The organism is Tardiphaga sp. OK246 (assembly GCF_900188215.1).
Lineage (GTDB): Bacteria > Pseudomonadota > Alphaproteobacteria > Rhizobiales > Xanthobacteraceae > Tardiphaga > Tardiphaga robiniae.
The window spans coordinates 615,726-634,005 of the sequence record NZ_FZOX01000003.1 but is presented as its reverse complement, the minus strand read 5'-3'; the positions used below and the strand labels follow the sequence as shown (position 1 = coordinate 634,005).

Genomic DNA, 18,280 nt, shown 5'->3' with positions numbered 1-18,280 from the left:
TATCTTTCCGCAAACATGGACGATGATACCCGGCATATTTCGGGCTTTATCGCGGCTTAAGAATAACTGCTCTTCTGTGCAATTTTTCCGTGAGTTTTAAACATTCCGAACGTTGCACGCGCTATGCTTCGATATCTCGTCATATGTTGGTATCTTTATGCTACGAGTCTGGAATTGCATCGAGTTGCAGCATGACTGGCGGCAGATTCTGCTGGCGGCAGCGGTGTGTTTTCTTTCCAGCCTTGCTGCCGTCAACCTGTTCACGCGTGCGCGCACCGCATTGCCCGACACGCGCCTTGCGTGGTTGATTACCGCAGGTGCGGTCACCGGATTCGGCACATGGGCGACGCATTTCATCGCGATGCTCGCATACACGCCTGGTTTCGAACTCCACTACGACCTCATCATCACCGCCTGTTCGCTCGTCGCATCTGCAGTGATGACCACGGCCGGCTTCGCCATCGCGCTGTTTAATCGAACCAAACGGAACGCGCTGGCCGGCGGCGCGGTGATCGGCCTCGGCATCGCCTGCATGCACTATATGGGCATGGCGTCGCTGCGCATCCCCGCCATCATCCAGTGGATGCCGGACCTCGTGACGGCGTCGGTCGTCGGCGGCATGGTGATTGCCGCCTTGGCGATCCTCGTCGCCCAGACCGCCGACCGGTCCGGCAAGCTGCTCGTTGCCGCACTGCTTCTGACGCTCGCGATCTGCATACATCACTTCGTTGCCATGGGCGCGATCGATCTGACCTACAATGCCGCAGCCGCTGAGAACCAAAGTCTGCTGTCGCCGATCGAACTGTCGCTGGCCATTGCGGCCTTCACCGCCGCCGTGGTGATCGCGGGCCTCGTCGTTGCCGTAACAGATCAGCGCACCCGCCGCAGCATGAGCAAGCGCAATCTGCAGCTCGATGCGGCGCTCAACAATATGGAGCAGGGCCTATGCATGTATAGCGCCGATGGCCTGCTCGAATTGTGGAACGAAAGCTACATGCGCATGTACAATATCCCGCCGGCGAAAATGTCCGCCGGCGCGACTGAGGATCAGGTGCTGGCAATTCGCGCGGCAGCTGGCACGCTGTTCGTCGATATGGATAGTTATGAGATGAAGATGCGGACGGCGCTCGCGGATCGCGTGCCGAGCAGCCAGACCGCCGAGCTGCCGGATGGACGCGCCATCAATGTGCGCTACCGGCCGATGAAGAATGGCGGCTGGGTCGCGACCCATGCCGACATCACCGACCGCAAACTCAGCGAAGCGCGGATCGTGCATCTCGCGCGGCACGATCCGATCACCGATCTGCCCAATCGTGTTGCCTTCAACGAACATCTGGCCCGCGTCTTCAAAGAGGCCTCGGCGGGACACGGCTCGTTTGCGATCGCGCGGATCGATATCGACCGCTTCAGAGAGACAAATGATGTATACGGCCAGGCCACCGGAGACGCCGTACTGGCCGAGCTGGCGAAGCGGCTGGCGCAAGCCTGCAACGGTGCATTTCTGGCACGGCCGAGTGGCGATATCTTCTCGATCGTGTCTCATCTCGGCGCGGAGCCGCAAACAGCGGAAGATCTCTGTGCGCGGTTGTCGGGCATTCTCGATAATACGTTTCAGATCGACGGCCAGCACGTCAATGTTCGCTGTAGTATCGGCATCTCCGTCTATCCGCAGGACGGCCAGGATATCGAAGCTCTCATTGCGCATGCGGATCTGGCGCTCGATCGCGCCAAGGCCGAGGAACGCGGCACCATCCGCTTCTTCGAGGCTGCGATGGATCAGCACATCCGCGAGAAGCGACTGCTGCAACGCGATCTCGCGGTGGCGGTCGAGAACAAGCAATTCCAACTCTATTTTCAGCCGCAGGCGACCACCGAGGGCGCTGTGGTCGCCTTCGAGGTTCTGCTGCGCTGGCGGCATCCCGAGCGCGGCATCATCTCGCCGACGGTGTTCATTCCGCTGGCGGAGGAGAGCGGTCTGATAGGCGCCATCGACGAGTGGGTGGTGCGCGAGGCCTGTCGCGAGGCGGCGACCTGGGTCAATCCGCTGTCGATCGCCATCAATCTGTCGCCAGTCAACTTTCAGCGTGGCGACGTACCCGGGATGCTCGCCGCCGTTCTGGCGGAAACTAGTCTCTGCCCAAAGCGTGTCGAGATCGAGATCACCGAAGGCGTGCTGATTGACGATTTTGCTGGTGCCATCGCGATCCTGCACGCCGTCAAGGAACTGGGCGTTCGCGTCGCTATGGACGATTTCGGCACGGGCTATTCGAGCCTGAGCTATCTGCAGGCTTTCCCCTTCGACAAGATCAAGATCGACCAGACCTTCGTGGCCAATCTCGAGGACAATCCGCAGTCCGCGGCTATTGTCCATGCCATCATCGGGCTCGGCCGCTCGTTGAAGCTCCCGGTGATCGCCGAGGGCGTCGAGACCGTCGCCCAAATGTCGTTTCTTGCCGCCGAGGGCTGTGCGGAGATCCAGGGTTTCCTGATCGGCCGCCCGCAGCCGATTGCGCATTATCAAAGCGTCGTCAGCGCCCCGGGTGGTACCGCCGCCGCCGTGAAGCGAGCCAGCTAGCTCTGGGCCCTCACACCGGCAGTGCGATCGAATACTTCACCTGGCTGAGGGCGAAGCTGGATTCGATCGAGGCGATGCCGTCGAGCCGCGTCAGCTTGTTCTTCAGGAATGCCTCGTAGGACGACAGATCCGCCGCGACGACGCGTAAGAGATAGTCGCGGTTGCCGGTCATCAGATAGCATTCCAGCACTTCCTCCCATTTTGAGATCGCCTTGGCGAAACGGTTGAGGTCTTCCTCCTTCTGCCGGACAAGCTTGATGGAAATGAAGACGCTGACCGGAAGTCCGATTGCCTTCTGGTCGACCAGCGCCATGTAGCGGGTGATAACGCCGCGCTCTTCCAGCAATTTCACCCTGCGATGGCACGGCGAGATCGAGAGCCCGACCTTCTCGGCGAGCTCCTGCATGGTGATGCGGCTGTCGATCTGCAGCGCGGCGAGAATCTTGCGGTCGATTGCGTCGAGGGCTGACATTGGAAAAATTCCATGAAATGGGAGCCGGAACCATTCATCTATACCAATATGACCGTGGTTGTCGCGATGAATTGAGAAAATCACTTTCGAGCGCCTGCTAGAATGGCGACCTCATCACGAACCAGCGCAGCTGGCCGACGCGGGAGCCCACCATGCCGATCGATCATCATCGCCTGCAGACCCTGACCGCCTTGGCGCGCAAGGTGCTCTGGCTCTCGTCATGGACCATCCACAATGCCAACCACATCCGCCCCAATGCCGACGGTCTCAAGGTTGGCGGTCATCAAGCGTCATCCGCCTCGCTGGCGACGATCATGTCGGCGCTCTATTTTTCGGTGCTGAAGCCGGAAGACCGCGTTGCGGTGAAGCCGCATGCGAGCCCGGTGTTCCACGCCATTCAGTATCTGTTCGGCAACCAGACGCGCGAGAAGCTGGAGAACTTCCGCGGCTTCAAGGGCGCGCAGAGTTATCCGTCGCGCACCAAGGACATCGACGATGTCGATTTCTCCACCGGCTCGGTCGGCCTCGGCGTCGCGCAGACGCTGTTCTCATCGCTGGTGCAGGACTACGTCTCGGCTCACGGCTGGATGAAGGACCGCCGCGAAGGCCGCATGATCGCGCTGGTCGGCGATGCCGAGATGGACGAGGGCAATATCTTCGAAGCCTTGCTTGAAGGCTGGAAGCACGGGCTGCGCAACACCTGGTGGATCGTCGACTACAACCGCCAGAGCCTCGATGCCGTGGTGCGCGAGGGTCTGTGGGAGAAGTTCGAATCCATGTTCCGCAACTTTGGCTGGGACGTGGTGATCGTGAAGTACGGCCGGCTGATGCAGACGGCTTTTGCCGAGCCCGGCGGAGCTGCATTGAAGACCTGGATCGACAATTGTCCGAACCAGATCTATTCGGCGCTGTGCTTCCAGGGCGGTGCTGCGTTCCGCAAGCGGCTCAACGACGAGATCGGCGATCAGGGTCCGGTGTCGCGCTTGATCGAAGCGCGCAGCGACGAGGAACTGCTGGCGCTGATGTCCAATCTCGGCGGCCACGATATGGCCAGCATGGTCGAGGCTTTCGAAGCGGTCGATCACGATCGTCCAGTCTGTTTCATCGCCTACACCATCAAGGGCATCGGCCTGCCGTTCCAGGGCCATAAGGACAATCACGCCGGCCTGATGACGCCGACGCAGATGGAGACCTGGCGCGCGGCGCAGAATATCCGGCCCGGCCATGAATGGGACAGGTATGAGGGACTGCCGCAGGATGCGGCGACGCTGGATGCGTTCCTGAAAGATGTGCCCTTCGTGCAGCAGGGCACGCGACGCCTGAGCGCGCCTGCGATCGATGTCCCCGCGCATCTGTCGTTCAAGCCGTCGCCGGAAATGTCGACGCAGCAGGGCTTCGGCCTGGTGCTGCACGAGTTGGCACGCGGCGATACCGAACTGGCGTCGCGCATCGTCACCGCATCGCCCGATGTCACCGTGTCGACGAACCTCGGAGCATGGGTCAATCGGCGTGGGCTGTTCGCACGCGCCGAGAAGGCCGATCACTTCCGCAGCGAGAAGATTCCGTCCACCTTCAACTGGGACTTTTCGCCGAAGGGCCAGCATCTCGAACTCGGCATTGCCGAGGCCAACCTGTTCATCCTGATGTCAGCCCTGGGCCTGTCGAGCAGCATCAACGGCGTCCGTCTGCTGCCGGTCGCGACGCTGTACGATCCCTTCATCGAGCGTGGTCTCGATCAGCTCAACTATGCCTGTTATCAGGATGCCCGTTTCATGGTGGCGGCGACGCCGTCGGGCATCACGCTTGCGCCGGAAGGCGGTGCTCATCAGTCGATCGCGACGCCGCTGATTGGCATGGCGCAAGACGGGCTCGCATCGTTCGAGCCGGCTTTCGTCGACGAACTCGCCGTCATCATGGGTTGGGGCTTCCAGCACATGCAGCGCGACGCGGGCACTGATGACAGCGGCCAGCGCGCCGGCGGCTCGGTCTATCTGCGGCTCTCCACGCGCACCATCGAGCAGCCGCAGCGCATGATGACGCCGGAGCTGCAGCAGGGCATCACCGATGGCGCCTATTGGCTGCGCAAGCCCGGCGCAAATTGCGATCTGGTGATAGCCTATACCGGCACGCTGGCGCCGGAGGCGATCGAGGCAACGGGATTGCTCGGCGACAGCCATCGCGACATCGGCCTGTTGGCGATCACGTCAGCCGATCGTCTCCATGCCGGCTGGACATCGGCGCGAAAGATCCGCCGCGACAGGCGCAACCCGCAGCATCTCAGCCACATCGAGAAGCTCCTGCAGCCGCTGCCGCGCGATTGCGGCATCGTCACCGTGCTCGACGGCCATCCGGCGACTTTGGGCTGGATCGGCAGCGTGTGCGGTCATCGCATGGAAGCGCTGGGCGTCGAACAATTCGGCCAGACCGGCACCATCGGCGATCTCTATCGCCATCACGGCATCGACGCGAATGCGATCGTCGACGCGGCGGAGGAGCTGAGCGGGGTGCCCGTGCTGCATCGGAAGATGGCGGTGTAGGTCTCTTAACCTCTCCCCGCTTGCGGGGAGAGGTCGCCGCGTCTTCGCGGCGGGTGAGGGGCATGGCACGGCCTCACCACATACCCGCAATTCGCGGATCGGAATCTGTGCGACATGCTCAAGGTGAATAGGAGCGGCTATTGTGCCTCGCCCCTCATCCCACCCTTCTCCCCGCGCAGAGCGGGGAGAAGGAGCGCACGGCCGGTGCGTTTCTCAAAACGCCTTGAACGTAATGATCGTATGCGTGTCCTGGATGCCCGGGATGGTCTGCACCTTCTCGTTCACGAAATGGCCGATGTCGGTGGCGTTATCGACATAGAACTTCACCAGCAGGTCGTAGTGGCCGGCGGTGGAATAGATCTCCGAGGCGATTTCGGCTTCGGCCAGCGCGTTGGCGACGGCATAGGACTGGCCAAGCTTGCACTTGAACTGGACAAAGAAGGGGACCATCGGGATTCTCCGGAAACGGGCGATTTTAGAGATCATCAAGCCCAAAACAGGGTGCGGCGCAAGCCGCCAGCATGTCGCCACCTTGTCGCTCAGGCAATAGAGGGCTAGGACTGAGGAGCCCGCTTATCCCTTGATCTCGTGCGAGTTTTTCCGATGCCCACACCCATTGCCCTGACCATTGCCGGTTCGGATTCCTCGGGCGGCGCCGGCATCCAGGCCGACCTCAAGACCTTCGCGGCGCTGGGCGTCTACGGCGCCTCGGTGATCGCCGCGCTGACCGCGCAGAACACCATGGGCGTCACCGGCATCCATCAGGTGCCTGCAGAGTTCGTGAGCGAGCAGATCAATGCCGTGTTCGTCGATCTCGCGGTCGGCGCAGTGAAGATCGGCATGGTCGCTCAGCGCGATGTGATCGAGGCCATCGCCGCGGGCCTTGCGACATGGCAGCCGAAACATGTGGTGCTCGATCCCGTGATGGTGGCGACCTCAGGCGATCGTCTGCTGGCGCCGGAGGCCATCGCCGCGCTGCGCAGTACACTGATCCCGCGGGCGCAGATCATCACGCCGAACCTGCCAGAGGCCGCCGCGCTGCTCGACGAGCCGATGGCAGAGGGCGATGCGGCCATCGAGGCGCAGGGCAAGCGTCTGCTCAAGCTCGGCTGCAAGGCTGTGCTGATCAAGGGCGGCCATGGGACCGGCCCGGAGAGCACCGACTATTTTATCACCGCAGACCGCGCCATCGCATTGCCTGCGCCGCGCGTGGCGACGAAGAACACGCACGGTACAGGCTGCACGCTATCGTCAGCGATCGCGGCAGGCCTTGCCAAGGGGCAGGACATGGAAGCCGCCGTGCGTGCGGCGAAAGCCTATGTCACGGCTGCGATCGCTGCGGCGGATCGTTTTACGGTCGGTCACGGCCACGGCCCGGTGCATCACTTCCATGCGTTCTATTAGGCAGGTCCAGATCGGCTCAAACCAACCTCGGCGCGTTCCAATCGCCTGAGCATCGGTCCGCGTACGAGCCTGTTGCATCTCATGGCATATGACGAAGGAACGTCGCGTGCCGCTTACGAACCGTCGCGGCAGACGCTCACCATGTAGATTGTGAGTTCATTCGTGCCGACGAGGCCGTAGGGATCCTCGACCCCCTGTTCGCGGAGCCATGTCATCTGAAGGTCATAGGCCTGGCGTTCGTGGGCTGCCACACACGGAGCTTCGACGTTGTTGGCCCGTTGCACGTGATGCACGAGTTCGTGCAGCAGCGCGCTCTTCTGCCGCAAATTGACCGGTTGCCATTCGTGGGGAAGGTAGATCGCACCTTGTTCGCGGCTGTAGAGGGCTTGAAATTCGAGCCCGCTATTTTCCGGTGCGCCACTTAGCACAGCCATTTCTGCTGACGTCGCGAAATGGATTGGCGGGTGAGCCGGAGGGACGAAGCCGGTTTGGGCAATGATCCATGCGATATAGGTGGCGATCAGGGCGTTCACGTAGTGACCTCGTGCGGGTATGGTCTGCGGGGAATTGGACGCTTCAGTTTGCGCAACCGTGGCGCGGATCAGAAAAGTCCCGGACTCAGATCCAGGCCGTAAGTGAGCGAGAGCACGAACACCAGAATTCCGGCTCCGCAGAAAAACAGAAAATGCTTGAGCACATCGGCTCCGGTGATCGAACGAATCGCGCGGGACATCGCGCTCGCGATTGCAGTCATGTCAGCCTCACGATTGTTGCCATCCATTGATGATTGATGCCTCTTCGCCTGCCGCAGTCAGTCGCCCCAGGACGCTATATTCACAGGGCGACTGTGCTCGGGCGCCGCCCGTGCCAGGAGGACGCCGCCAATCACGTGCACAATGCCGAAGCCGATAAGGATCAGGATGATCAGGTGTGTTTCGCTCAGTCGCCTCACGTTTCTTTTCCCTTCACTGTTCTGTATCTGACGAACGCGCATTTTCGCGTCTGGCGATGGAATGGGCTTGCCAGGATTGGTTTCGACGCGGTCGGAGATGAGATGCTGGTAGCGATGAATGACGTTGATTGCCTGCCGGCGACGGGATTCATGAAGTGCGCTGACGATCATCGAAGCCCCCACAGGTGCTGGAGACGGCGCCGGAAAGTCGGTCTTCATCGCTCTTTTCCTGATACTTCACGGGATGATGCAGGTGAGCTTGCTGACCGCTCGGCCCGCCTGACACCCTTGAAATTTGCATTGAAACTTCGTTGCGCTTGCTGGCATTGGCAGCGACGCTGTCGCGGCGTTGGCTTTGTTCGCCTACGGTAGCGGCGGGCTCGACATGTCGTATGTGACGAAATCATCGGAAGCGAGGTCAGGCTGATCCGCTTTTGGCCTCTGGCTCGTTGCTGCCAATGCAATCAACAAAATCGAGCCATAGAACGCGATCACTCCAGTTCTCCATCTCGCGATGACTCGTCGTTCGTCTTCGGTTGAGAGAAAGGCATACGATCGCGCTCGTAGTTGCGCGGTATTGGTCAATGCGGCCTCCTGCTTGATGGCTACTTCGAAATCGAACTGAGATCAGTCGCCTCCGAAAAGGAGGGGTGAGACGGGAGGCGTGGCGTGCGAAGCCGCCTTGGCTTTCGGAGCAGCCAGGGAAGTCAGCGCCACATCAACTCCGGCGAGGATCACGGTCAGGGTAGCGACGACTGCAATGATGTGACGCGTGCGCATGACGGCTTCCGGGTGAAGTTGCTCTGCGCCGAATGCCATTCGCATCTCGTCGCATTTTGACTTGAACCCGCTGCCGTCTCACCGGCGTTAGTCAGCCGTCATCGCTGCGTTAATACTGCTCGCAAAGTTGCCAATCTAAGTTAAATGTATATTCAGAGGACGCATTTGTTCAAAACTTGGAAGTAGCCGACGGTGTGCCCAAAATTTAATCTTTCGCTTTTGGGACGCGTCGTGCTCACCGGGCCGAACGGCGTGGTCGGCTTGCCAAACAAGAAGCTCTCGGGATTGCTTGCTTATCTGGCTTGCACGGCACCGGAGCCTCAGCCGCGCGAAAAACTGTCGACCCTGTTCTGGGGGTCTTATTTCGACGCGCAAGCAAGGCAGAACCTTCGTCAGTCACTGTTCAAGCTACGTCAAATTCTGGGTCGGGATGCTCTCAAGAGCGATGGCGAGTTCGTATCGCTGAATACGACGGTGATCCTGTGCGATATCAGCCGGTTCGAGGCCCTGGTGCGGGAGGGCGGCCGTGATGCGCTGGGTGAGGCAGCGGATCTCTATCGAGGGCGCTTCGTCGATGACATCGGAGTTAGCGAAGAAGGCTGGAGCGATTGGCTGGCTGGCGAACGCCAGCGATTTCAGGAGCTGGCTCTGACTGCGATGGTCGGGCTCGGCGAAAAAGAACTGGTCGCCGGTCGCGCCGATCACGCATTGAAGGCCGGGCACCGTGCCAGCGCACTGAACAACATGCGTGAGGATGCGCACCGGCTGATCATGCAAGCTCTGTCTGCAACCGGGCGTAAAGCTGAAGCGCTCAAATACTATCAAGAGGTCGTTGGGCTTCTGAAGCGAGAGCTCAATACAGAGCCGGACGAAGCAACCAGAGCGCTCGTTGCTGAACTACGCAGAGCCCAGACACTGATCGAATCGGTGGCTGTCAGCGAGATCGAGATATCGACTCCACTTGCGCCTGCTCTGATGATGGTCGCGGATCAACCATCCATCGTGGTTCTGCCGTTTCGGAACATGAGCGACGACCCGGAGCAGGAATACTTCGCTGACGGTGTCACCGAGGACATCATCACCGCTTTGTCGCGCTTTCGCGAATTCGTGGTCATCGCACGCGGATCGAGCTTCGCCTTCAAGGATAGAAGGCTGACCAGCCGGCAAATCGCGCAACAACTCGGTGTTCAATACGTCCTGAGCGGCAACATCCGCAAAGCGGGCAACCGCATTCGTGTATCGGCCGAACTGACCCATGCCCGCGATGAGGTTCAGGTCTGGTCTGATCGCTACGATCGCGCCATCGTCGATGTTTTCGATCTGCAGGATGACATCAGCGCGAGCGTCGCTGCAGTGATTGATCCGGCCGTGCGGAGCGCCGAGGTCGAGCGCGCAAGGCGCAAGCCGCTCTCTGATCTTTCGGCTTACGACATCTACCTGCGAGCGCTTCCCCATCTATGGAACGGAACCCGTGACGGGATCACGAGGGCGATCGTATTGTTGCGACAGTCTCTCAACCGCGATCAGCTGCGCCCAGCCACGCTGGCGTCCCTTGCTTGGGCACTTGTCATGGCGTCGCCTCTGGGGGCGGCGGCTTTGCCGGAAACGTTGGTCGAAGCCGTCGTCTTGGCGCGCCGCGCCGTCGAGCAAGATGGTGCAGATGCGTTCGCCCATGCGGTCTATGGCTTCACATTGTTTGGTCCGGTCGGCAACAACGATCAGGGGCGCATCCACTGCAAGGAAGCTGTGCGCCTCAATCCAAGCTCCGCCTTCGCCTGGGGCATTCTTGGAATGATCGACAGCATGGGTGGTGACTATGAGCATGCTGTCACATGCCTTCACCGGTCGATCGCCCTCAGCCCCTATGACAATATGCTCCATTTTTGGATGACGGGCCTGGCTGCATCATGCTTTGCGCTCGGGCGCCCTGAGGATGGTGTCTTGTGGGCGCGCAACTCGATCCAGCAGAATCCGGCCAACGGTACGGGCCATCGCATGCTGGTAGCCAATCTTGTAGCCGCCAGGCGATTGGAAGAGGCCCGCGACGTGACGCGCCAGCGCGATGCCGTGCAAAAGACAACTATCGCAGAGCTTCGTGCCATGCGCTTTTTCAAGCAGGACGACGATCTTGAACGTTACCTATCGGCTCAGCGCGAAGCCGGCGTTACGGCTTGAACTTCACGCGCCGACCGCAGATATCAACGTCCGGACGGTCATGAAGATCAGGATGAGCGAGCCCACAGTCCAGAAGGTCGCGCGTATCTCATGAATTTGTTCGGTGAGATAGGCGATGAAGTGAAGCAGACGTGAGGCGACGTAACCGTATAGCAGCCATTGGGCGAGCAGCAGGGACGGTTGCGTGAGAATGTAGAGCAAACCCGCGACCAGGAAGTAGGGCAGGCTCTCGAGGTCGTTCATCTGGATCCGGCGGATCCGCTCGACGCGCTCGTTGGGCAAGAGTTGCGCCGGGTCGGGCGCGGGGTTCATCGGCGTCTTCTTGATATCCTCGGGTGAACGGTAGCCGCCTTTGACGTCGACCATACGGACTACAGTCAGCCACGACATCGCCACAGCCTTGAGGATCGTCAGGCTCGCAGCAATGACGTAGGTAGCGAATAGCGGATCGTTCAGAGCGAGTTTGTCCAATGTGCCGTCCCCCATAGGCCATAGATCGTATCTATGGCCCAGCGCGTTTCCCAGCGAAATACAATGTCTGTGTCTGTTTACGCGGGATTTGGCCCCCCGTACGAGTGCTGATCGGGGGCTGTCGCCTCTTGGTCATCAGTTTTGCGGGAGGAGACGGCTGAAGGAAGGTAGTTTGAGGCAAAGCTTGACGATGAGAGGGAGCGCGAGGACCGGGATGACGCACGCAGCGACATAACCCTCCGCGAGAGATGGCAGACCAAAGCTGGCCGCTGCCCACACGAGAGTGACATTACGGTTTCCGCTCACGAGGCCTATCGTTCCGGCGGTCTGTAATCCCATTCTCGCGAATGTCAAAGTTGCGAGCACGCACAGTCCGAAGTTGGAGACGACCGCCGCGGCCAGCATGACATCGAAACCTAGCGGATTGCTGATCCAGTGGGTCCGTATGCCCTGTGAGGTTGCCAGTCCGACGATGATGAGTCCGATAACGGCGACCCCGGTGGCAGCGTGTTGGTCGGGCAGAACGGGCATCAGATTCCGGCGAAACCGTATTGCCAGAAAGGCAACCAAGCCTGCAGCGCCGATGATGCTGAACAATCGGATAGCCAGCGCGCCCATGTCGAATTCAATTCCAAGTCCGAGCACTGTGGCAAAGCACGGAATTGAAATAGGCGTGAGGAGGGTGAGTGCGATGGACACGAGTAAAGCGAGACGTGTTCGCAGACCAAGCATCCCGGCGATCGCGGCCGCGCTTCCGACCGGCCGACCCAGGCAACCACCAGGGCCATCAGGGGCAGACGAATCCTGGCTTCGGATGGCGCGAGACCGGCTGTGAGAAACGAGCCCAGTGTCAGGAGAAATGCCGAGAACGGCAAAAGATCGTAGCCGAAATGAGCGAGAGGTTGGATCAACAGCCCTGCACAAAGCGAGATCACCAAAAGCGCTGGTCCTTGTCCGCCAAGTGCGGACAATAGCCTGCCAACCATCTGCATGCGCGCCCCTTGCCTCGTTTACGTATTTGCCCTGGTGGGCCTCTCAAGTGCTCCGCGGAATGCGAAGCAATCGCGATCGCAATCATTGGAATTGCAGCGGTCTGAAATCGGTAACTATCTGGCAAAAACTCTTGCGACCCGAACGTGCGGCGGCAGGACTCGCGTGACACCCGTTGAAGCCTGTCGACGTCGTCGCCGGCGTTAGTTGGGCGCTACAGAAGGGGGGGTGAGAGATGCGCGCAGTATGAGCGTTAAATCGTCTGATCAACCGTTGTTGGAAAAGACGAATGTTATGCTCTTGGTCGAGCGCAGGTCCGCCGCAGCAACGTATGATTTTGGACTAGCGGCGCTTCAGTAGCCAAGGCTCCCAGAAAAACCGTGACGCTTCGGCATGCGCTTCGTACAGGCCGATGCCGATATCGTGGAGAAAATCGGGCCTGTCTCTGATATCCGCGCGCAATTCTGCTCTGAAACGGGCTCGCTGCCGCCACGTGGCAGGCAAGCTGAAGATCGCGCCGAGACGCAGATGATCGTCGCCTGATACAAACTGTGCGTAGGCGCGCATGGTGGTGCTCCGATTTTTGCGACCGGATATCCCGGCACATCGCTGCGTGACAAGCATTGAAGCCTGTCGACGTCGTGCCGACGTCAGTCAGGCGTCAGAGCAGCGTTATTTTCGCTCAAGGCGCCGCGAAAAGGCGGCCAGGCGTGTCGAACCCGTTCAGGAAGGGCTTCGTCCCGCAAATTCCACGCGTCAGCACCGGATTCGCGATCCACGCGCTTCTAGCGATCCGTCTTGAAGCTTGATGCCGAAGCCGGAGAGACGCACGTCCGCGAAACGCTTGCGCTCGGGCTGCAAGGCTGCGCTGATCAGGGGCGGCCACGGGACCGGCCGGGTGCATCATTTCTACGCGTTCTATTAAGTCGGTCACACCGTTACGCGGCTGCTTAATAGGCCGCGCTCGCTTGCCTTGCGTTGAATTCGGGCAAAGCGCTTTTGTCGCCAGCGATCGATCGGCTGATCGACAAGATGATAGATCAGTATCGACGTCGTCGCGGTGAGGAATAGCGCGCCATAGGACGCTAGAAGCGTCTCCGGCAGCAATATCCATCCAAACAGAAAGTGGCAGATATAGATCGGATAGGATAACTCACCGAGATATCTGTCCCAGGTCACGTTCTTGCTCAGCTCGAACAGTCTGGGAACTGCGACGATCACAATGGCGAGGAACAGGATCGACGGCAGCGTCTCGAATCCTTTCGACTTGTTGATCGTGAGGCAAACGAATATCAGCGCCGAAGCCAGTACGAGCAATGCGTTCAGGCGGGCTCGTCGGCTGTCATCTCCGGATGCGTATACTTGGTAGCCTAGCGCTCCCGCGCAGAACAACGCCATCTCGGAAGGAAATACGCGATAGGACCACGGGTCTCCACTGAAGCCGAATAGCCATTGAACTCCCATCCGGAAGACAAGGCTTGCAGCGATAACTGAGGCAATCACGATCGGTCCTCGTCTCACCAGCAACGGCGCGAGCAGATAGAAGTAGATCTCCAGTGCCAGAGTCCATGCCTGCGGAATCGGGGCGAATGTGTAGAGCAGGTCGGGCACACCGGCCGGCTGCAAGGCGAGCGCCAGCCCACCATCTCGAACGACCAGAAAAAAATACGTCTCCTGACCAATGATCACTAATTGGGAGACGACGAAATATGCGGCGCCAAACGGGTCCAGAGACATCAGTTGCTTCCAGTGCCCGGTCACGACGAGGGAGAGAGCCAGCACGAGCAGGTATGCCGGAAACAGGCGCAGCAGGCGGTTGGAGATGAACAGCCGATAGGAACCGGGCGCGTATTTCTCGTTCAGCACCAGGGCCATATAGAACCCAGAAATAACAAAGAAGCTCTGTACGGCGATATCGCTGGTGAGAATGCCGAAAGGCAGCCCGAAATGCGCGAATGCAACGGAAATCGCGAGGATGATTCTGAGCGTGCCCATCGTCGAATCCTGCGTGGAAAACCTTTAGTGGCTGTTAATAGATACGAATGGTTCTGCGGGTGGCATGGTTCTTAGCCATTGCCGTCAACGTCTTAGGGCCCTGGATGCGCCGAGGCACCCGTAGCCTCATCCTTCGAGCCTCCCAGGAGCGAGCTTCTCAGGATGGCGACGACACAGGGTGTGTCCACAGCACTCAGATACTAGTTCCTGCGACACTCTGTCGTCGATCTGTCATCCCGGCTTGATATCAGCCGAACAGCAAATGGGTTGTCCGATTCTTCCGGACACGCTGGGCGGAACCTTCAATGACGACGCTGGATCTCGAAAAATCCATTGTTGAAACGGCTTATGCGCGCTGGGCTCCGATCTATGATGCGGTGTGCGGTCCGGTGATGCTGAAGGGGCGCCGTGCGGCTGCGGAAGCAGCGCGTGCTGTGGGTGGCAAGGTGCTTGAAGTCGGTGTCGGCACTGGCCTGTCATTCGATGACTATGATGCGACAACCGAGATCACAGGTATCGATCTGAGCGCGCCCATGCTGGCCAAGGCGCGCACCAAGATGGCAACGGGCCGCTATCCATGGGTCAAGGACATCAGGGAGATGGACGCCCATGCCATGACATTTTCTGACGCGACCTTCGACTGTGTCGTCGCCCAGTTCGTGATCACGCTCGTCGAGAATCCCGAGCAGGTGCTGTCGGAATGCCACCGCGTGGTGAAGCCGGGCGGCCGCATCATTCTCGTCAATCATCTGTATTCGGAGACTGGTCTGGCAGCCGCCGTCGAGCGCTGGGCCGCCGTGAAGACCCGTTCCCTCGGTCTGCGCCCGGAATTCCCGTTCGCGCGGCTGCAGGCGTGGTCGCAGGCGAATGCTGAATCGATCCTCGTCGAACGCCGCAAGGTGGCGCCGTTCGGCATCTATACATTGGTAACTTTCGAACGAACCGCGGCGGCGCTGGCGGCGTAAATCGTCATCGCCGTGTCATGCAAATCAGTTAGCTGCTCGACATGGAAAGAGACGTGATGAGTGAAGGCAACGAAAAGCGCTTTCGCACCTTGTTTATCTCCGACGTCCACCTTGGCGCCCGCGGATCGCAGGCTGACCGGCTGCTGGACTTCCTCCGTACCCATGATGCCGATACCATCTATCTCGTTGGCGACATCGTCGATGGATGGGCGCTGAAATCCGGCTGGCACTGGCCGCAGTCCCATAACGACTTCGTCCAGAAGATGCTGCGCAAGGTGCGCAAGGGCGCCAAGGTCGTTTACATTCCCGGCAATCACGACGAATTCCTGCGCAGCTATTACGGCACGCATTTCGGTGGCATCGAGGTCGTCGAGACCGCGACGCATGAAGGCGCGGACGGCAAGAAATATCTCGTCATCCATGGCGACATTTTTGACCTCGTGGTGCAGAACGCGCGCTGGCTCGCCCATCTCGGCGACAAGGCCTATGACTTCGCGATCCAGATGAACCGTCTGGTCAATGCGCTGCGTAAATTGTTCGGCTTCCCTTACTGGTCGCTGTCGAAATGGGCCAAGATGAAGGTGAAGAACGCGGTCAACTATATCGGCGCGTTTGAAGAGACGCTGGCCGGTGAAGCGCGGCGCCATGGCGCTGACGGTGTGATCTGCGGTCATATCCACTACGCGACGATCCGTGACGAGCACGGCATCCGTTACATGAATTGCGGCGATTGGGTCGAAAGCTGTACGGCGCTGGTCGAACACGAGGATGGCCGCTTCGAGATCATTACCTGGACCGATCCGGTCCGCCGCGGCATGCCGGTGCAGGCGCTCGCACCGGCCAAGGCGGCGTGAAGGATGGCGGCCTGATGCGCATTCTCGTCGCTACCGACGCCTGGCATCCCCAAGTCAACGGTGTCGTACGCACGCTGACGATGATGGCGGAGGCGGCGAGGGGCTTTGGCGTCGATGTGAGTTTTCTCACGCCGGAATCGTTTCGCACGGTCGGGCTGCCGAGCTACGCTGATTTACGCGTCGCGATCCCGAGCCGCCGCAAGATCGCGCGACTGATTGATGAGGCAAAGCCCGACAACATCCACATCGCCACCGAAGGCCCGATCGGATTTTCGGTGCGTGCCTATTGCCGCCGTCGCAACATTCCCTTCACCACCAGTTTCCACACGCGCTTTCCCGAATATATCTCGGCGCGTTTTCCGATTCCGGAATCCTGGGTCTGGGCCGGCCTACGCCGCTTCCATGGCGCCAGCTCTGCCGTGATGGCGGCTACGCCAGCGCTCGCGACCGAGTTACGTGACCGCGGCTTCCGCAACGTCGTGCTGTGGCCGCGCGGTGTCGACGCCAATCTGTTTCATCCGCGTCAGGTCGATCTCGGCAAGCCGAAGCCGATTTTCCTCTCGGTCGGCCGCGTCGCCGTCGAGAAGAACCTCGAAGCCTTCCTCGATCTCGATCTGCCGGGCACCAAGGTCGTGGTCGGCGATGGCCCGGCGCGTGCCGCGCTCGAAGCGAAATATCCCGAGGCGCTGTTCACGGGCGCGTTGCAGGGTGAGGCTCTGGCCGTTGCCTATGCCTCAGCCGATGTCTTCGTGTTTCCGAGTAAGACCGACACCTATGGCCTCGTCCTGCTCGAGGCGTTGGCGAGCGGCGTGCCGGTGGCTGCGTTCCCGGTAACGGGTCCGAAGGACGTGATCGGCGCGTCGCCGGTCGGTGTGTTGTCGGATGACTTGCGGCAGGCCTGTCTCAAGGCGCTCGAAATCTCGCCGCAAGATTGTCTCAAGTTTGCTGCCGGTCACACCTGGGAAGCGTCGGCACGCGCTTTCGTCAACAATATCAGCCATGTGCGGGCCGAAATCGCCGCCCGTGCACCGTCCGCAGCGAAGCATCCGCGTTTCGCTGCCTGACATGCTCTTTGTATAGCTTGCCCGCCGGTTGTGCCGCGCGATAAAATGCGCGCATGACAAACACCCCATTGCCGATTACATCCGCCGATATCGATGCCGCCGCGCGCGTCATCGCCCCTTATGCAACGCGTACGCCGTTGCTCCGGTCGCCTGCGCTCGATGCGCTGACCGGCGCGAAAGTGTTCTTGAAGCCGGAAGTGCTGCAGCGGACCGGCTCGTTCAAGTTTCGCGGCGCCTTCAACAAGATTTCCTCGATCCCCGAGGGTGAGCGCGGCAGGGGCGTCGTCGCATTCTCGTCCGGCAATCATGCGCAGGGCGTAGCCGCTGCAGCGCAGATCCTCGGCATGAAGGCGACCATCGTGATGCCGTCCGATGCGCCGGTGTCGAAAGTCGAGCGCACCAGGGGTTATGGCGCCGAAGTCGTGCTCTATGATCGCGACAAGGAAGACCGCGAAGCCATCGCCCGCGACATCGCCGGCAAGAGCGGCGCGACGGTCGTGCCGCCCTATGACGATCCGTTCGTGATGGCCGGGCAGGGCACTGTCGGCCGCGAGATCGCCGAAGACATGGCCGCCTTGGGCATCGTGCCGGACATCGTGTCTGCGCAGGCATCCGGTGGCGGCCTGATCGGCGGCATCGCGACCGCCGTGAAGGCGCGATTCCCCGAGACCTCGATCATCGTCGCAGAGCCCGCGGGCTTTGACGATCACGGCCTCTCATTGCGCGCCGGCAAACGTGTCGCCCATAGCAATGCGGGCCGCACGATCTGCGACGCGCTGATGGCCCTGACGCCCGGCGAAATCACCTTTGCGGTCAACCAGCATCTGCTGTCGGGGGCCGTCACCGCCACTGACGAGGAAGTCGGCAAGGCGATGGCTTTTGCGTTCCGCGAATTGAAGCTGGTGGTCGAGCCCGGCGGTGCCGTGGCGCTGGCTGCGCTGATGCACGGGCGTTTCGACGCGCGCGGCAAGACGGTGGTGATCGTTTTGTCCGGCGGCAATGTCGATGCGGATCTCTACGCCAGGATCATCAACGCCTGATCTGGC

The 18,280-nt window shown here is 60.4% G+C and carries 18 protein-coding genes; 8 read left to right on the top strand and 10 right to left on the bottom strand.

The features are described 5' to 3' along the window. The first annotated feature begins 157 nt into the window (after window positions 1-157). Window positions 158-2,575, top strand: a complete 2,418-nt coding sequence (locus tag CHC01_RS16000; RefSeq protein WP_089265229.1) for a bifunctional diguanylate cyclase/phosphodiesterase — start codon at window positions 158-160, stop codon at window positions 2,573-2,575. Between the two features lie 10 nt (window positions 2,576-2,585). Here CHC01_RS16000 and CHC01_RS15995 read toward each other — a convergent pair whose 3' ends face one another. Further along, a complete protein-coding gene (locus tag CHC01_RS15995) occupies window positions 2,586-3,047 on the bottom strand; it encodes an Lrp/AsnC family transcriptional regulator (protein WP_089265228.1) in 462 nt (153 codons plus the stop codon). Window positions 3,048-3,199: 152 nt separating this feature from the next. Between CHC01_RS15995 and CHC01_RS15990 the strand changes: the two genes are divergently transcribed. Beyond that, window positions 3,200-5,584 carry a thiamine pyrophosphate-binding protein gene (locus CHC01_RS15990; RefSeq protein WP_089265227.1) on the top strand — a complete coding sequence of 795 codons (2,385 nt, stop codon included), beginning with the start codon at window positions 3,200-3,202 and terminating at the stop codon, window positions 5,582-5,584. A 213-nt stretch (window positions 5,585-5,797) separates the two neighbouring features. Here the strand turns inward: CHC01_RS15990 and CHC01_RS15985 are convergent, their stop codons facing one another. Next, entirely contained in the window at window positions 5,798-6,034 is a 237-nt protein-coding gene (locus CHC01_RS15985; protein WP_068735543.1) for an Lrp/AsnC ligand binding domain-containing protein, read from the bottom strand. Window positions 6,035-6,187: 153 nt separating this feature from the next. Between CHC01_RS15985 and thiD the strand changes: the two genes are divergently transcribed. Beyond that, complete coding sequence (gene thiD / locus CHC01_RS15980; protein ID WP_089265226.1) at window positions 6,188-6,988, top strand: bifunctional hydroxymethylpyrimidine kinase/phosphomethylpyrimidine kinase; 801 nt, start codon at window positions 6,188-6,190, stop codon at window positions 6,986-6,988. A gap of 113 nt (window positions 6,989-7,101) precedes the next feature. Here thiD and CHC01_RS15975 read toward each other — a convergent pair whose 3' ends face one another. The 4 genes from CHC01_RS15975 to CHC01_RS15960 all read right to left on the bottom strand — a co-directional run bounded on the left by CHC01_RS15975 (window position 7,102) and on the right by CHC01_RS15960 (window position 8,759). After that, a complete protein-coding gene (locus CHC01_RS15975; protein ID WP_089265225.1) occupies window positions 7,102-7,521 on the bottom strand; it encodes a DUF6647 family protein in 420 nt (139 codons plus the stop codon). 68 nt (window positions 7,522-7,589) lie between these two features. After that, window positions 7,590-7,742: a hypothetical protein gene (locus tag CHC01_RS32595; protein WP_158596836.1), complete on the bottom strand. Its 153-nt coding sequence runs from the start codon at window positions 7,740-7,742 to the stop codon at window positions 7,590-7,592. Between the two features lie 57 nt (window positions 7,743-7,799). Next, a complete protein-coding gene (locus tag CHC01_RS15965; RefSeq protein WP_089265223.1) occupies window positions 7,800-8,159 on the bottom strand; it encodes a hypothetical protein in 360 nt (119 codons plus the stop codon). A 408-nt stretch (window positions 8,160-8,567) separates the two neighbouring features. Next, a complete protein-coding gene (locus CHC01_RS15960; protein WP_089265222.1) occupies window positions 8,568-8,759 on the bottom strand; it encodes a hypothetical protein in 192 nt (63 codons plus the stop codon). Between the two features lie 153 nt (window positions 8,760-8,912). Here CHC01_RS15960 and CHC01_RS15955 point away from each other — a divergent pair, with 153 nt between their 5' ends. Further along, entirely contained in the window at window positions 8,913-10,895 is a 1,983-nt protein-coding gene (locus CHC01_RS15955; protein WP_244558379.1) for a BTAD domain-containing putative transcriptional regulator, read from the top strand. A 3-nt stretch (window positions 10,896-10,898) separates the two neighbouring features. On the opposite strand, the gene CHC01_RS15950 is transcribed toward CHC01_RS15955, so the two are convergent. The 4 genes from CHC01_RS15950 to CHC01_RS15940 all read right to left on the bottom strand — a co-directional run bounded on the left by CHC01_RS15950 (window position 10,899) and on the right by CHC01_RS15940 (window position 14,351). Continuing rightward, on the bottom strand, window positions 10,899-11,366 hold the full coding sequence (locus CHC01_RS15950) for an MAPEG family protein (RefSeq protein WP_176454602.1): 468 nt from the start codon (window positions 11,364-11,366) through the stop codon (window positions 10,899-10,901). A 135-nt stretch (window positions 11,367-11,501) separates the two neighbouring features. Continuing rightward, window positions 11,502-12,065, bottom strand: a complete 564-nt coding sequence (locus CHC01_RS15945) for a hypothetical protein (protein WP_244558378.1) — start codon at window positions 12,063-12,065, stop codon at window positions 11,502-11,504. Window positions 12,066-12,698: 633 nt separating this feature from the next. After that, window positions 12,699-12,923 carry a DUF1127 domain-containing protein gene (locus CHC01_RS31945; protein ID WP_141137110.1) on the bottom strand — a complete coding sequence of 75 codons (225 nt, stop codon included), beginning with the start codon at window positions 12,921-12,923 and terminating at the stop codon, window positions 12,699-12,701. Between the two features lie 363 nt (window positions 12,924-13,286). Continuing rightward, complete coding sequence (locus tag CHC01_RS15940) at window positions 13,287-14,351, bottom strand: acyltransferase family protein (RefSeq protein ID WP_089265220.1); 1,065 nt, start codon at window positions 14,349-14,351, stop codon at window positions 13,287-13,289. 305 nt (window positions 14,352-14,656) lie between these two features. Between CHC01_RS15940 and CHC01_RS15935 the strand changes: the two genes are divergently transcribed. From CHC01_RS15935 to CHC01_RS15920, 4 genes are read left to right on the top strand one after another with little or no spacing between them, the layout of a single operon-like run. Beyond that, window positions 14,657-15,316, top strand: coding sequence for a class I SAM-dependent methyltransferase (locus CHC01_RS15935; RefSeq protein WP_089265219.1), 660 nt, complete (start codon window positions 14,657-14,659; stop codon window positions 15,314-15,316). 56 nt (window positions 15,317-15,372) lie between these two features. Beyond that, the gene (locus CHC01_RS15930) at window positions 15,373-16,170 is read left to right on the top strand and encodes a UDP-2,3-diacylglucosamine diphosphatase (protein WP_374725715.1); all 798 of its coding nucleotides are present in this window, start codon (window positions 15,373-15,375) and stop codon (window positions 16,168-16,170) included. Window positions 16,171-16,184: 14 nt separating this feature from the next. After that, window positions 16,185-17,234: a glycosyltransferase family 4 protein gene (locus tag CHC01_RS15925; RefSeq protein WP_089265699.1), complete on the top strand. Its 1,050-nt coding sequence runs from the start codon at window positions 16,185-16,187 to the stop codon at window positions 17,232-17,234. 53 nt (window positions 17,235-17,287) lie between these two features. Then, complete coding sequence (locus CHC01_RS15920; RefSeq protein WP_089265217.1) at window positions 17,288-18,274, top strand: threonine ammonia-lyase; 987 nt, start codon at window positions 17,288-17,290, stop codon at window positions 18,272-18,274. Window positions 18,275-18,280: the final 6 nt, after the last annotated feature.